Annotated in this window: 11 protein-coding genes; 2 read left to right on the top strand and 9 right to left on the bottom strand. The window is 71.1% G+C overall.

Annotation, left to right across the window (positions count from 1 at the left end; genetic code table 11):
• Window positions 1-6: 6 nt before the first annotated feature.
• The 5 genes from IE325_RS33925 to rpe form a co-directional block, all read right to left on the bottom strand.
• Window positions 7-1,476, bottom strand: coding sequence for an amino acid permease (locus IE325_RS33925; protein WP_190073953.1), 1,470 nt, complete (start codon window positions 1,474-1,476; stop codon window positions 7-9).
• A gap of 315 nt (window positions 1,477-1,791) precedes the next feature.
• Window positions 1,792-3,234, bottom strand: a complete 1,443-nt coding sequence (locus IE325_RS33920; RefSeq protein ID WP_190073952.1) for a GuaB1 family IMP dehydrogenase-related protein — start codon at window positions 3,232-3,234, stop codon at window positions 1,792-1,794.
• 131 nt (window positions 3,235-3,365) lie between these two features.
• Complete coding sequence (locus tag IE325_RS33915; protein WP_190073951.1) at window positions 3,366-3,680, bottom strand: barstar family protein; 315 nt, start codon at window positions 3,678-3,680, stop codon at window positions 3,366-3,368.
• A gap of 80 nt (window positions 3,681-3,760) precedes the next feature.
• On the bottom strand, window positions 3,761-4,804 hold the full coding sequence (locus tag IE325_RS33910; protein ID WP_190073950.1) for a sugar-binding transcriptional regulator: 1,044 nt from the start codon (window positions 4,802-4,804) through the stop codon (window positions 3,761-3,763).
• Between the two features lie 78 nt (window positions 4,805-4,882).
• Window positions 4,883-5,569 carry a ribulose-phosphate 3-epimerase gene (gene rpe, locus IE325_RS33905; RefSeq protein ID WP_190073949.1) on the bottom strand — a complete coding sequence of 229 codons (687 nt, stop codon included), beginning with the start codon at window positions 5,567-5,569 and terminating at the stop codon, window positions 4,883-4,885.
• 191 nt (window positions 5,570-5,760) lie between these two features.
• Here rpe and IE325_RS33900 point away from each other — a divergent pair, with 191 nt between their 5' ends.
• A complete protein-coding gene (locus IE325_RS33900) occupies window positions 5,761-7,896 on the top strand; it encodes an MMPL family transporter (RefSeq protein ID WP_190073948.1) in 2,136 nt (711 codons plus the stop codon).
• A 50-nt stretch (window positions 7,897-7,946) separates the two neighbouring features.
• Here the strand turns inward: IE325_RS33900 and IE325_RS33895 are convergent, their stop codons facing one another.
• On the bottom strand, window positions 7,947-9,368 hold the full coding sequence (locus IE325_RS33895; protein WP_190073947.1) for an RsmB/NOP family class I SAM-dependent RNA methyltransferase: 1,422 nt from the start codon (window positions 9,366-9,368) through the stop codon (window positions 7,947-7,949).
• Between the two features lie 75 nt (window positions 9,369-9,443).
• Complete coding sequence (fmt, locus tag IE325_RS33890) at window positions 9,444-10,376, bottom strand: methionyl-tRNA formyltransferase (RefSeq protein WP_190073946.1); 933 nt, start codon at window positions 10,374-10,376, stop codon at window positions 9,444-9,446.
• Between the two features lie 287 nt (window positions 10,377-10,663).
• On the opposite strand from fmt, the gene IE325_RS33885 reads away from it, so the two are divergent.
• The gene (locus IE325_RS33885) at window positions 10,664-11,206 is read left to right on the top strand and encodes a hypothetical protein (RefSeq protein ID WP_190073945.1); all 543 of its coding nucleotides are present in this window, start codon (window positions 10,664-10,666) and stop codon (window positions 11,204-11,206) included.
• 120 nt (window positions 11,207-11,326) lie between these two features.
• On the opposite strand, the gene IE325_RS33880 is transcribed toward IE325_RS33885, so the two are convergent.
• Window positions 11,327-13,483: a primosomal protein N' gene (locus tag IE325_RS33880; RefSeq protein WP_190073944.1), complete on the bottom strand. Its 2,157-nt coding sequence runs from the start codon at window positions 13,481-13,483 to the stop codon at window positions 11,327-11,329.
• Window positions 13,484-13,609: 126 nt separating this feature from the next.
• Window positions 13,610-14,818 carry a methionine adenosyltransferase gene (gene metK, locus IE325_RS33875; protein WP_190073943.1) on the bottom strand — a complete coding sequence of 403 codons (1,209 nt, stop codon included), beginning with the start codon at window positions 14,816-14,818 and terminating at the stop codon, window positions 13,610-13,612.
• Between the last annotated feature and the right edge of the window lie 105 nt (window positions 14,819-14,923).

Raw genomic sequence — 14,923 nt, 5'->3', positions numbered from 1 at the left:
GGTGGTTCACTTCACTTCTGGCGTGGCAAGACGGGAACGGCGATAGCCGTACAGGAAGTAGAACACGAGACCGGCGGCCATCCAGCACCCGAAGACCACCCAGGTGACGGTGTCGAGGCTGAACATGTTGTACGCGCAGAACAGGAAGCCCAGCACCGGCAGCACCGGCCCGAACGGCACCCTGAACGTGCGCTCGAGCTCCGGCCGCTTCACGCGCAGCACGATCACCGCGATGTTGACCAGCGCGAAGGCGAACAGCGTGCCGATGCTGGTGGCGTCGACGAGCTTGCCCAGCGGGATGAGGGCCGCGAGGGCGCCGCAGAACACGGACACGATGACGGTGTTGAGGCGGGGCGCGCCGGTCTTCGCGTGGACCTTGCCGAGCGCCTTGGGCACCAGGCCGTCCCGGGACATGGCGAAGAGGATGCGGGTCTGGCCGTAGAGCACGGTCAGGACGACGCTCGCGATGGAGATGACGGCGCCGAGGGCGAGGAGCGTGCCCCAGTAGGACTGGCCGCTGACGTCGTTCATGATCGCGGCGAGGGAGGCCTCGGAGCCCTCGAACTTGGTCCAGTTCCAGGCGCCGACGGCGACGCCAGCGACGAGGACGTACAGCGTGGTCACGATGATCAGCGAGAGCATGATCGCGCGCGGCAGGTCCTTCTTGGGGTTCTTGGCCTCCTCACCGGCGGTAGAGGCGGCGTCGAAGCCGATGTAGGAGAAGAAGAGGGTGGCACCCGCGGCGCTCACACCGGCCATGCCGAGCGGCATGAAGTCCTCGTAGTTGCCGGACTTGAAGCCCATGAAGCCGACCGCGCAGAACAGCACCAGCGCGACGATCTTGACGGCGACCATGATCGTGTTGGCGCGGGCGGACTCACGGACGCCGCCGAGCAGGAACACCATCGCCAGCATGACGACGATCAGCGCGGGCAGGTTGATGATCCCGCCCTCGCCGGGCGCGGAGGACAGCACGGACGGGATGGTGACGCCTATCGTCCCGTCGAGCAGCTCGTTGAGGTACTCGCCCCAGCCGACGGCGACGGCGGCCACCGAGACGCCGTACTCCAGCACCAGACACCAGCCGCAGACCCAGGCGACCAGCTCGCCCATCGTTGCGTACGCATACGAGTACGAGGAGCCCGCGACCGGGATGCTGCCCGCCAGCTCGGCGTAGGAGAGGGCCGAGAAGAGCGCCGTGAGACCGGCGATCACGAAGGCCAGGGTGACCGCGGGACCGGCCTCCGGGACGGCGTCGCCGAGGACGACGAAGATGCCGGTGCCGAGGGTGGCACCGATGCTGATCATGGTGAGCTGCCACAGGCCGAGGGAGCGCCGCAGGGACCCTCCCTCGCCCTGGCCACCCTCCGCGACCAGGTGTTCCACGGGCTTGCGACGCATGAGGCGCGCGCCGACGCCCGGGGACGGTGGGCCTGTCTGGGGGCGGTTCTGCGGGGGTGCGCCTTGGTCGAGCACGCGCTGACTCCTTCGTCGCTGCCTGTGAGGGCGACAGGGACCGGCGGCACCCTGCGACAGCAGGAACCCACCGAGCGGGGTCCCTGCCACGCCACGTACGAGGCGACAGCCTACGAGGAGTGACGTTGCTGGTGAAATGCAGCAACCTTGCGCATGCCCGCAAGATCATTGCGTTCATGGGGGCTGGATGAGTGTTCGTTGCACGACGGCTTTCGACCGTTGCAGGGGCGGGTGCGGGGGCTGGTCACAGACGATCCGCAGCCGCCCGCATACACCCGCCCCCGCCCCCTTCGGCGAACCGGCGTTGACAGTGCGTCAGCTCCAGCTGGCGTGCAGCGGCTTCCCCTCCGCGTAGCCCGCGGCGCTCTGGATGCCGACGACCGCCTTCTCGGCGAACTCCTCCAGGGAGCCGGCGCCCGCGTAGGTGCAGGACGACCGGACGCCCGCGATGATCGAGTCGATCAGGTCCTCCACGCCGGGGCGTGCCGGGTCGAGGAACATGCGGGAGGTGGAGATGCCCTCCTCGAAGAGCGCCTTGCGGGCGCGGTCGTACGACGACTCGTCCGACGTACGGTTGGCCACGGCCCGCGCGGACGCCATGCCGAACGACTCCTTGTACAGCCGCCCACTGGAGTCCTGCTGGAGGTCGCCCGGCGACTCGTAGGTGCCCGCGAACCAGGAGCCGACCATGACGTTGGACGCACCGGCCGCGAGCGCCATGGCGACGTCACGCGGGTGCCGGACGCCACCGTCGGCCCAGACATGCTTGCCGTACTTCTTCGCCTCGGCCGCGCACTCCAGCACCGCCGAGAACTGCGGCCGGCCGACGCCGGTCATCATGCGGGTGGTGCACATCGCGCCGGGTCCGACACCGACCTTGATGATGTCGGCGCCGGCCTCGATCAGATCCCGCACACCCTCCGCGGCGACGATGTTGCCCGCGACGATCGGCACCCGCGGGTCGAGCGCCCGCACGGTCCGGATCGCGGCGATCATCGACTCCTGGTGGCCGTGCGCCGTGTCGATGACGAGGGTGTCGACGCCCGCGTCGAGCAGCTGCTTGGCCTTGCCCGCCACATCGCCGTTGATACCGACGGCGGCCGCTATGCGCAGCTTGCCCTGCGCGTCGACGGCCGGCGTGTACAGCGTGGCGCGCAGGGCGCCCTTGCGGGTCAGGATGCCGGCGAGGCGGCCCTCGGAGTCGACGGCCGGGGCGTAGCGCCGGTTGTGGTGGTCGAGGGTGTTGAAGGCCTCGCGCGGGTCGATGTCGGCGTCGAGGAGCAGCAGGTCACGGGACATGACCACTTCGAGCTGGGTGAAGCGGTCCACACCGGACAGGTCCTCGTCGGTGACCACGCCGATCGGCCGGTGGTTCTCGTCGACGACCACACCGGCGTTGTGGGCGCGCTTGGGCAGCAGGGCCAGCGCGTCGGCGACGGTCTGGTGCGGGGCCAGCACGATCGGGGTGTCGAGGACGTGGTGGCGGCTCTTCACCCAGCTGACGACCTCGGTGATGACGTCGATCGGGATGTCCTGCGGGATGACGACCAGGCCGCCGCGCCGGGCCATCGTCTCGGCCATACGGCGGCCGGCGATGGCGGTCATGTTGGCGACGACCAGCGGGATCGTGGTGCCCGTGCCGTCCGGGGAGCTGAGGTCCACGCCCTGACGTGAGCCGACCGCGCTGCGGCTCGGGACCATGAAGACGTCGTCGTACGTCAGGTCGTACGGGGGCTGGATGTCATTGAGGAAACGCACGTGCTGCACATCCCAGTCGATCAGAGGTGGCCCCCGGACAGGTCAGCCAGGGGGAAGAGCACGTACTTCATTGTCCCATGCTGACCGGAATGCGATGCACGGTCATATCGTCCAAGCAGGTCAGAGGCCCTCTAGGAGGATCCTCCAAGGGCGAGCAGCACGGAGAGCTCCGACCTGCGGTCCACCGCCTCGGAGAAGATCTCCTCGGCGATCCGCCACTCGTCGGGCCGCGCCTTCGCATACGGCCGCCAGTTCCGTACGACGACCCGCATGCCTTGCTCGACGGCGCCTTCCGGCCACACCGTGCGGTCGGAGAGGGAGTCGGCCAGCGCGTCCCAGTTGCGCCCGAACCAGTCGGGCAGCCGCAGATCTCGGGCGCAGCGGTCCATCAGGCCCGCCTTGTCCGTGACCCCGTCGAGGTCGAGCGTGACCACGAGCTCCGTCATCCTGTACCACCCCGTAGCGATCGTCGATGAAGAGATGGAGAAGGGGGCGGCCACGGGAGCCGCCCCCTTCTGAAAGACCGTCAGACCCCATCCGGATCGGCCCTGTTGAGCGCGGGCTTCGGCGTCGGGCCCGCCGTCATCAGATAGTCGGCGGCCGAGGTGTCCGTCACCAGGCTGGTGACGAGCCCGGAGCGCAGCACCGCGTCGATCGCGGCCGCCTTGCGCTGTCCGCCCGCGATCGCGACGACCTCCGGGATACGGCGCAGCTGGTCCGCCTTGACGGTGATGCACCGCTCCCCCAGGTCCCGGCCGACCCGGCGTCCGTCGGAGTCGAAGAGGTGCGCGGACATCTCGGCGGCGACGCCGAGCGAGGCGTAGTGGGCCCGCTCCTCGTCGCTGAGCATGTCGTGCACCGTCGAGATGCCGGGCTCCCAGGAGCCGATGGAGACACAGGCGACGGTGACCTTGTCGAAGTACTCGAAGGCCCGCGCGATCCCGGTCTGGTGGCGCAGTGCCGCCGCGGTGGCCGCGTCCGGCAGCAGCATCGGCGCGTAGATGGGGTGCGCGTCGCCGCCGGAGACCTGCGCGGCCCGCCGTACGGCTTCCACCGAGCCGCGCTCGGCGGTGCCGGCGTCGTAGACACCCGTCAACTGCACGACCGTGCACGGCGGCAGCCGGTCGAGGGCCGCGGCCATGTGAATGGTGGACCGGCCCCAGGCCAGCCCCAGCACATCCCCTTCGTTCACCAGTTCGCCGAGCAGATCGGCGGCCACCTCTCCCAGGTTCTCCGGGTCGGGAGACTCCTCGACCTCGACCGGGGCCTCGACCACGACGGCGTGCCTGAGGCCGTAGCGGGCGCGCAGCGCGTCCGAGCGGTCGGCGTCCAACTCGGCCGGCACCCGGATCTCGATGCGCACCAGATCCCGTTCGAGAGCGGTCTCCAGGACCCGGGCCACCTTGAAGCGGCTGACGCCGAACTCCTCGGCGATCTGGATCTTGGATTTGCCCTCGAGGTAGAAGCGGCGGGCCATGGCCGCCGCCTGCACCAGCTCAGCGGGTCCCATCCGCATGGCTGACCGGCCCGCCGACATACCCGACACGGCGATCTCCTCACTGCTGTTCACATTCTGGATTCGCCGTTCATCCTTGCAGATCCGGCGCTCTTGATCCGCCCTGATGGGCGCCGTTCACGTTCCCTTGGCTCAGTGGTCGCATGCCCAGGCGGCGGACTTCGTCACTCTTTCCGCCTGAGCGCGCAGCGCACGGACCGCTTCGGCGGGGTCGTCCGCCCCGTAGACCGCCGACCCGGCGACGAAGACGTCCGCGCCCGCCTCCGCGCACCGCTCGATCGTCGAGGCCGACACACCGCCGTCGACCTGGAGCCACAGGTCGAGGCCGTGCTTGCTGATCAACTCGCGGGTACGGCGAATCTTCGGAAGCATGATGTCGAGAAACGCCTGACCACCGAAGCCCGGCTCGACCGTCATGATCAGCAGCATGTCGAGCTCGGGCAGCAGATCCTCGTACGGTTCGATCGGTGTGGCGGGCTTGAGCGCCATGGAGGCTCGGGCGCCCTTGGCCCTGATCTCGCGGGCGAGCCGCACCGGTGCCGCGGCGGCCTCGACATGGAAGGTGACGGAGGAGGCCCCCGCTTCCACGTACTGGGGCGCCCACCGATCGGGAGCCTCGATCATCAGATGGCAGTCCAGCGGAGTGTCCGTCGCACGGGCCAGAGACTCTACGACCGGCACGCCGAGCGTGAGGTTCGGGACGAAATGGTTGTCCATGACGTCGACGTGGAGGAAGTCGGCTCCCTCGACCGCCTTCGCCTCGTCCGCGAGGCGGGCGAAGTCGGCGGACAGGATGCTGGGGTTGATCTGCGGGGCCATGCCCCAAGCCTGCCATGCCCTTGGGGGGTGAGCAGCATCGGTCGGGGGAGGAAACGGTCGTATGTTCGCCGCGGACGGTGCGCAGCCGCGCGCGCCCGTGCGACAGAGCCGCACATATCGCCGTTCCGCGCCCCTTACGCGCCGGGGTCCCCCGTGCCACGCTTGGCGGCCAACCGGCTACGGGGGTGGCCATGAACGGGACACGGGGCATCGCGCATCTCGTCTGCGGACGACGCGCCAAGTGGGTCGTGCTCGCGCTGTGGCTGGTGGTGCTGTTCGTGACGGCACCGCTCGCGCAGAAGCTGGCCGACGCCCAGGACAACGACGCGGCCTCGTGGCTGCCGGGGTCGGCGGAATCCACCCAAGTCCTGGAGACGTCCGAGAACTTCAGGCCGGAACAGATTCCCGCGGTCGTGATCTACGCCCGTGACAGCGGCCTCACGGCACAGGACCGGGCCGCGATCACCGAGGACGTGGCCCAGCTCAAGCGGCTGACGGAGCACGGCATTCGGGGCGCGGAGACCCGGGGGCCGGTCTTCGACCGGGAAGTCGACCCGCGCGCCGCCCAGGTCCAGGTTCCGATCACGATGGACGAGCAGGGCTGGGAGCGCATCGGACCCGCGGTCGACTCGATCCGGGACATCGTCGGAGAGAGCGGCGCGGGGCTGGCCGTGCACGTCACGGGGCCCGGTGGCACATCGGCGGACTTCTCGGAAGCCTTCGAGGGCATCGACTCCACCCTCCTGCTGTCGGCGATGGCGGTCGTCATCGTCATGCTCCTGATCACCTACCGCAGTCCCACCCTGATTCTGATCCCCCTGGTAGCCGTGATCGTCGCCCTCTTCACGGCGCAGGCCTTCATCTATCTCCTCGCGGAACACGCGGGCCTCACGGTCAACGGCCAGAGCGCCGGCATCCTCACGGTCCTCGTCTTCGGCGCGGGAACGGACTACGCCCTGCTGCTCGTCGCCCGCTACCGGGAGGAACTGCGCCGTCACGAGGACCGCCACGAGGCGATGGCCCTGGCCCTGCATCGCGCGGGCCCCGCGGTACTGGCCTCGGGCGCCACGGTCGTGCTGAGCATGCTGGTGCTCCTTGCGGCGGAGATGAACTCGACGAGCGGCCTGGGCCCGGTGGCGGCGATCGGCGTGGCGGTGGGCCTCCTGGCGATGGTGACCCTCTTCCCCGCCCTCCTCGTGATCGTCGGCCGCTGGATCTTCTGGCCGGTGATCCCGCACCTCGGCGCGGAGAACCCACACGAGCGCGGCGTCTGGGCCCGCATGGGCCACGGCATCGCCCGCCGCCCCCGCACGACCTGGGCCATCACGGCCGCGGTCCTCGCGATCTGCTCCCTGGGCCTGATCCAGCTGCGCGCGGAGGGCCTGAGCAACGCCGACGCCTTCACCGACAAACCCGACTCCATCACCGGCCAGGAGATCTCCGAGCAGTACTTCCCGGCCGGCAGCGGCGACCCCCTGGTCATCGTCAGCAACCAGGCGCAGGCCCAGCAGGTGGGCCGTGCCGTCGCCGACACCGAGGGCGTCGTTCCGGAATCCCTGGGCCTGCCCCCGGGCACCAAACCGCTCTACGAGGGCAGGGTGCTCTTCGAGGCGACGATGACGGCGCCGGCGGACAGCGAGGCGGCGAAGCAGACCGTCGAACGCGTACGGGACGCCGTCCACGCGGTACCCGACGCCGACGCCCAGGTGGGCGGCGGCACGGCTGCCCTCCTGGACATGGACAAGGCGACGACCCACGACAACTTCTTGATCATCCCACTGGTCCTGATCGTGGTGATGATGATCCTCGCCGGCCTGCTCCGGGCCCTGATCGCCCCACTGCTACTGATAGGAACGGTGATCCTGTCCTTCGCGGCGGCCCTCGGCATCAGTGCCCTGGCCTTCCGCCACCTGTTCGACTACGCGGGCGAGTCGACCGACTTCCCGCTCTTCGTCTTCGTCTTCCTGGTGGCCCTGGGCATCGACTACAACATCTTCCTGACCACCCGCATCCGCGAGGAGGCCGCCCACCAGGGCACCCGCCAGGGCGTCATCACGGGCCTCGCCGCCACCGGCGCCGTCATCACCTCCGCCGGCCTGGTCCTCGCCGGCACCTTCGCCGCCCTCGGCACCCTCCCCATGGTCGCCTTCGCCGAGATCGGCTTCGCGGTGGCTCTGGGCGTGCTCCTGGACACGTTCATCGTCCGCTCGGTCCTGGTGACCTCGCTGTTCCTGGACGTGGGACCGAAGGTCTGGTGGCCCCACCGGCTGTCGCGGGAGGAGGAGCACCCCGCGGTCCGTCCGGCGGTCGAGGACAAGGCCCTGTGAGGGCTCATCCCATGACCGTGGGAGGCCTCACCCCATGACCCTGGGGGAGCTCAGCCCACCCGCCGAATCAACGCCAGATACATCGCGTCCGTCCCATGCACATGAGGCCACAGCTGTACATCAGGCCCCTCCCCCAACTCCGTCACCCCAGGCAGCAGTGGACGCGCGTCGATCAACTCGACCTCGCTGCCCCGCTCCTTCATCACGTCGTCCACGACGGCCCGCGTCTCGGCGAGATGCGGCGAGCACGTGGCGTACCCGACGACACCCCCCACCCGCACGGACTCCAGCGCACTGCGCAACAACGCCCGCTGAAGCGGAGCGAACCCCTCCAGGTCCTCCGGCCGCCGCCGCCACCGAGCCTCCGGCCGCCGCCGCAACGCGCCAAGCCCCGTGCAGGGCACATCCATCAGCACCCGGTCGAAAATCCCGCCCCGCCACGGCGGCCGGGTCCCATCAGCGGCGATGACCTGATACGGCCCCGGATTCCCGGCCAGCGCCTTGGCCACCAGCCCCGCCCGGTGCGGCTGCTTCTCGGAGGCCAGCAGCACGGCCCCCCGCTCGGCGGCGAGCGCACCGAGCAGCGCGGCCTTCCCTCCAGGCCCGGCACACCCGTCGAGCCACCGCTCATCGCTCCCGTCGAGCGGAGCGTTGGCCAGCGCGAGGGCGACCAACTGACTCCCCTCGTCCTGCACTCCCGCCCGCCCGTCCCGCACGGCCTCGATCGCCCCCGGCTCCCCGCCCTCGGCGAGCCGCACGGCATACGGCGACCAACGCCCGGCCACCGCGGCCTCCTCACCGAGCAGTTCCTCGGTCGTGGCCCGCCCCGGCCGCGCGACCAGCGTCACCTCAGGCCGCTCGTTGTCGGCCGCCAGCAACGCCTCGATCCCGGCACGGCCCCCGCCCAGCGAATCCCACAACGCGGAGACGACCCAGCGGGGATGCGAGTGCACGACGGCGAGATGATCCTCCGCGTCCTCCTCGTACGGCGGCGCGACCCGCTGGATCCACCCGTCGAGATCGTCCTGAGCGACCTTGCGCAGCACGGCGTTGACGAACTTGGCCCGCCCGTCGCCCAGCACGACCCGCGCCAGCTCGACGGACGCCGACACCGCGGCATGCGTGGGGATCCGAGTCCCCAGCAACTGATGCACACCCAGGCTGAGCACATCCAGCACGGGCGGGTCGACCTCCCGCAACGGCCGGTCCACACACGCGGCGATGATCGCGTCGTACGTCCCCTGCCGCCGCAGCGTCCCGTACACCAGCTCGGTCGCGAGCGCCGCGTCCCGCCCGTCGAAGTCGCCCTTCTCCCGCGCCTTCCGCAGCAGCGGCGGCAGCACGAGATTGGCGTACGCGTCCCGCTCGTCCACGGCACGCAGCGCGTCGAAGGCGAGGATGCGGACGGGGTCCTTCTGGGGCCGACGGTAGGGCTTGCCGGTCCTGCGGGGCCGACGGGAGGTGTCGCTCACGAAAAGGTGCTCCGGATTACTGGATGAGATGTACGACCAGCCTACGTCGCACCCACCTCCCCGGCGTACGGCCGGTCACGCCCCGAGGCTCTCCCCGTCCCCGATCCGCACGCCCCGCGCCCAGTCCGCGGCCCGCATCGGCTTCTTCCCCTGCGCCTGCACCCACAGCAGCTCGACGGCGTACGACCCGGTCCCGACAAACACGTTGTTCTTCCCCACGGACAGCGCACCGGGGGCGAGATCGTCCCGCCCCGGAACCGGCTGCACCTGGATCAGCTTGAGCCGCTCACCACGGAAGGCGGTCCAGGCACCCGGCGCCGGGGTGCATCCGCGCACCACCCGGTCGACCCGCAGCGAAGGGGCGCTCCAGTCGATGTGTGCGTCCTCGACATTGACCTTCGGGGCCAGCGTGATCCCCTCGGCCGGCTGCGGTACGGCCTTCAGCGTGCCGTCCTCGATGCCGTCCATGGTCGCCGCGAGCAGCCCGGCGCCGGCGAAGGCGAGCCGCGTCAGCAGGTCGCCGCTGGTGTCGGTGGACCGGATCGCCTCGGTGACGGTGCCGTAGACGGGCCCGGAGTCCAGCCCCTCCTCGATGAGGAAGGTGGAGGCCCCGGTGATCTCGTCGCCCGCCATGATGGAGTGCTGCACGGGCGCCGCCCCGCGCCAGGCCGGCAGCAGCGAGAAGTGCAGGTTGACCCAGCCGTGGGCCGGCACGTCGAGGGCGACGCGCGGCAGCAGGGCGCCGTAGGCGACGACGGGGCAGCAGTCCGGGGCGATCTCCCGCAGCCGCTCCAGGAACTCGGGGTCGCGCGGCTTGGCCGGCTTCAGCACCTCGATCCCGGCCTCCTCCGCCCGCTCGGCCACCGGGCTCGCCACCAGCCTGCGCCCACGCCCGGCCGGCGCGTCGGGCCGCGTGACGACGGCGGCCACGTCATGCCGCCCGGAGGCGATGAGAGCGTCCAGAGCGGGAACGGCGACCTCGGGGGTACCGGCGAAGACAAGCTTCATGGGTGGGCACGGGCCTCTCGGGCGGGGTTGGTTGGGCAGCACACAAGTCTATTGGGGACGGGGCCGGGGGCTCACGTCGGAGTATTTTCTCGTGCGCGGGTGGGACAGGCACCGAGGCCGAGGACCAAGGCGTACACCCTCGCCAGGGGCGTAGGCATATGCCCACACGCCCCCACAGCGTGACCCGCGGAGCGCTCCCGCGTTGGTCAAGAAAGAGTTGACCACAACGGGCCGCACCCGCCGTACTCGCGGCCCTCTCCTTCAACGCCGGTTCGAGAGGCTTGTTCATGGCCGACCACGCAACCCACGACGCCCAGGCTCGGGCAAGCCTGCACTTGCTGGTGCGGGACATCGAGCGGGTCCGCCGGCAGGTGGACGCACTGCGCACACTCACCGCGCAACTGGGCAACGTCTACCGCCCGCGCCGCTCCGGCCCCTCCACGGGCTTCGTCGTCTACGGACGCGCCCCCGCCCCGACGGTCCGTCTCGCCCAGGAGCTGCGGGACAGTGTCGAAACCCTGGTCACGGCAGCCGTGGACTTCGACCGCTCACTCGGTTTCTCCTGGGACGCGGTGGGTTCCGCACTCGGCGTCACCAAGCAGGCGGTGCACCGTCGCTACGGCGCACGCCGCGCCGCCACCCAGGCCGCGGCCGAGGCCGAGCGCACGACCGAGCCTTCGGGCACCCGGACGGTCAATGTCACCACCGCTCTGCCCACGGTCCCGACGGTCCCCGCGGCACGCTCGATGCCGACGCAGCCGACGGCAGGCAGCCCCGGCCTCCGCGACGAGGCCAGGCCCACGGCATTCCCCGGCCCTCGCAACGGCTGATGCCCCCTTACTCTGCCCTCCCGAAGCGCACGCGGGAGGGCAGAGCTCTGCCGGGCCCTCACCGGATCAGCCCGGCCGGCTCCCTGCGACCGACCGCACCTCACGGCACCTCCGCACCGCTCACCCGATGTCGGGCGGATCGATCCGAACCCGAACCACGGCCGCCTCTACGCCCCCGCGAGCCATCCGAGCCGCCTGCGCGACCTTCAACGCGGCGGCCAACGCCGCCCCGCTCCCCGGCGGAACGCGAATCAGCACCCGGTCCCACTGCTCCCCGGGCGGTGGTGCCCCCACCCGTCGAGGCCGCCCCACCGCGGTGACGGGGACCGGCACCGGCCCCAGCACCTCGGCCTCCGGCGGCAGTTCGGCCGTACGGAGGAACTCGGCGAGCGCGTCCCCGGGCCCGGCCACCGCGGCCATCCGGGACACCGGCGGAAACCCAAGCTCGGCCCGCTCGGAGAGCTCTCGCACCGCGTGCCCGACGGGATCCCATCGCACCAGTGCCTGCACGGGCCGCAGCGTGGGCTCGGCGAGGACGACCACGGTCCCCCCGGCGCCCTGCGGCCGCACCAGCGACGCGGCTGCCATCCACCGCCGCAGCGCGTCCTCGCCCGCCCGCAGATCGGGCCGCCCGAGCATCGCCCAGCCGTCCAGCAGCAACGCGGCCGCATAGCCGCCCTCGGCGACGGGTTCGGCGCCGGGCGTGGTCACGACCAGCGAGGGTGTGCCCGGCACGGTGTCCAGCACATGCTCACGCCCGGAGGTCCGCACCGGAACCGCGGGGAAGGCCCGCCCCAGCTCCTCGGCCGTCCGCCGGGCCCCCACCACCTGGGCCCGCAGCCGGAACCCTCCGCACTCCGGGCAGTGCCAGGCGCCCTCCTCGCGCCCGCACCATCCGCACCGCAGATCGGCGCCGGAGCCCTGCGCCTCCAGCGGCCCGGAGCAGTGCCGGCATCGAGCGGGCGCACGGCAGTTGGCGCAGGCCATCCGCGGCACATATCCGCGCCGGGGCACCTGCACGAGCACCGGCCCGTGCCGCAACCCCTCCCGCACCACCTGCCAGGCAAGGCTCGGCAGGCGGGCGGCCCGCGCGGCCTCGTCCCGCGCGAGATCGCCGTCCCCCACCGTCCGTACGAGCGGAGCCGCGCCCCGTACCTGCTCCCGCCCGGCGACGAGCGGCCGGGCCCAACCGCTCTCCACGAGCTGGGCCGCCTCGACGGTGCAGCTCCAACTCCCCAGCAGAAAGCCGCACTTGTCCTGCGCGGCACGGAGCAACAACACCTCACGTGCATGGGGCTGCGGGGCATGCAGCTCGCTGTGGCTGTCGTCGCCGTCGTCCCAGAGGGCGACCAGCCCGAGATCCCGCACCGGCGCGAACATGGCGGCCCGGGTGCCCACGACGGCCCGTACGCTCCCCCGCCGCACCGCGAGCCACTCCCGGTACCGCTTCTCGGGCCCGGCGTCGGCGGTCAGCACCGCATGCCGTCCCTTGCCCATGAGCGCGGTCAGGGCGGCATCCACGCGAGCGACGGCCCGCCCGTCCGGCAGCACGACCAGCGCCCCCCGCCCGGAGGCCAGCGTCGCGACGACGGCCCGGGCGAGCTCCTCACTCCACTCGGGCCCGGGCAGCGCGTTCCACACGGCCCTCGGCGCACCCCCGGAGGCCAGCGCCTCCAGGAAACCGGCCCCTCGCTCATACCGCCCCCAGGACCCCACCTCGGGCCGGCCGGGCGCCGCGAGCGGCTCCGGTGAAGGCTTCTGCTCGGCCCGCGCACTACGCGGCGGCACGGCCAGCTGCAGCACATCGGCAAGCCCGCCGGCATACCGATCGGCGACGGCCCGAGCCAGCCCCAAAAGCTCCTCGCTCAGCACCCGCTCGGGCGACACGACCTGCGCGAGCGCCGCCAGCGGCCCGGCGTAGTCGGACTCGGCGACCCGCTCGACAAGGAACCCGTCGATCAGCCCCCCGCCCTCACGCCGCCCGTCCCGCACCCGATGCCGCCCGGCCCCGAACCGCACCCGCACCCGCACCCCGGGCTGTGCGTCCGCGTCCAGCTCCTCCGGCACGGCATAGTCGAAGTACCGGTCGAGATGCAGCACACCTTTGTCGACCAGCACCCGGGCCACGGGCAGCTCCTTGGCCAGCGCGGCCCCCCGCCACGTCCGCGGCTTGGCCCGGGGCACATCGGCCTTGCGCACACTCTCCCGAATGAGCGCAAGCTGCTCGGGCGGCGCCCCCTCGGCCCCACCACCCGACTGCCCGTTCCCGCTGCTCACGCTTGCATTCTTACCAAACCCCACTGACAACCGACGCCCACCCGGGTTCCCCCGCGCACCCCGGACACGCCGAAGCCCGGCGTCCCGAAGGGACGCCGGGCCTCGTACAGGCGAGTGGGCCGACTGCTACTGCCCCGCAGCCTTCCGCAGCGCCTCCACCCGGTCCGTCCGCTCCCAGGTGAACTCCGGCAGCTCACGGCCGAAGTGACCGTAGGCGGCCGTCTGGGCGTAGATCGGGCGGAGCAGGTCCAGGTCGCGGATGATCGCGGCCGGGCGCAGGTCGAAGACCTCGTCGATGGCCTTCTCGATCTTCTCGGTGTCGATCTTTTCCGTGCCGAAGGTCTCGACGAACAGGCCGACCGGCTCGGCCTTGCCGATCGCGTAGGCCACCTGGACCTCGCAACGGGAGGCCAGGCCGGCCGCGACGACGTTCTTGGCGACCCAGCGCATCGCGTAGGCCGCGGAACGGTCCACCTTGGACGGGTCCTTGCCGGAGAACGCGCCACCGCCGTGGCGGGCCATGCCGCCGTACGTGTCGATGATGATCTTCCGGCCGGTCAGGCCCGCGTCACCCATCGGACCGCCGATCTCGAAGCGGCCGGTGGGGTTGACCAGGAGGCGGTAGTTCTCGGTGTCCAGCTTGATGCCGTCGTCGAGGAGCGCCTTCAGCTCCGGCTCGACCACGAACTCCCGGATGTCGGGGGCGAGGAGCGAGTCGAGGTCGATGTCGGAGGCGTGCTGCGAGGAGACGACCACCGTGTCCAGACGGACCGCCTTGTCACCGTCGTACTCGATGGTGACCTGCGTCTTGCCGTCGGGGCGCAGGTAGGGGATGGTGCCGTTCTTGCGGACCTCGGAGAGGCGCTTGGACAGGCGGTGCGCCAGGAAGATCGGCAGCGGCATCAGCGTCGGGGTCTCGTCCGTCGCGTAGCCGAACATCAGGCCTTGGTCACCGGCGCCCTGGCGGTCCAGCTCGTCCTCGTCGCCCTCGACGCGGGTCTCGTACGCCGTGTCCACGCCCTGTGCGATGTCGGGCGACTGTGAGCCGATCGAGACGGACACGCCGCAGGAGGCGCCGTCGAAGCCCTTCTTCGAGGAGTCGTAGCCGATCTCGAGGATCTTGTTGCGGACCAGCGTCGCGATGTCCGCGTACGTCTTGGTCGTGACCTCTCCGGCCACATGCACCAGACCGGTCGTGATCAGGGTCTCGACGGCGACCCGGGAACTCGGGTCCTCGCGCAGAAGCGCGTCGAGAATGGTGTCGCTGATCTGGTCAGCGATCTTGTCGGGGTGACCCTCGGTCACGGACTCCGAGGTGAACAGGCGACGGGACACAACGCTCCCTGTGGTTGCAGCGGCTGCTGGCTGATCATTGGCGGACGGGACGGGGGCTGCGCCCGGCGTCGTCCGAGGACAGTTTATCTGTCGTGCTCGGTCACG

It is taken from the genome of Streptomyces lanatus (assembly GCF_014655715.1).
In the GTDB taxonomy this organism is placed as follows: domain Bacteria; phylum Actinomycetota; class Actinomycetes; order Streptomycetales; family Streptomycetaceae; genus Streptomyces; species Streptomyces lanatus.
This window is presented reverse-complemented; position numbering and strand designations above follow the sequence as displayed.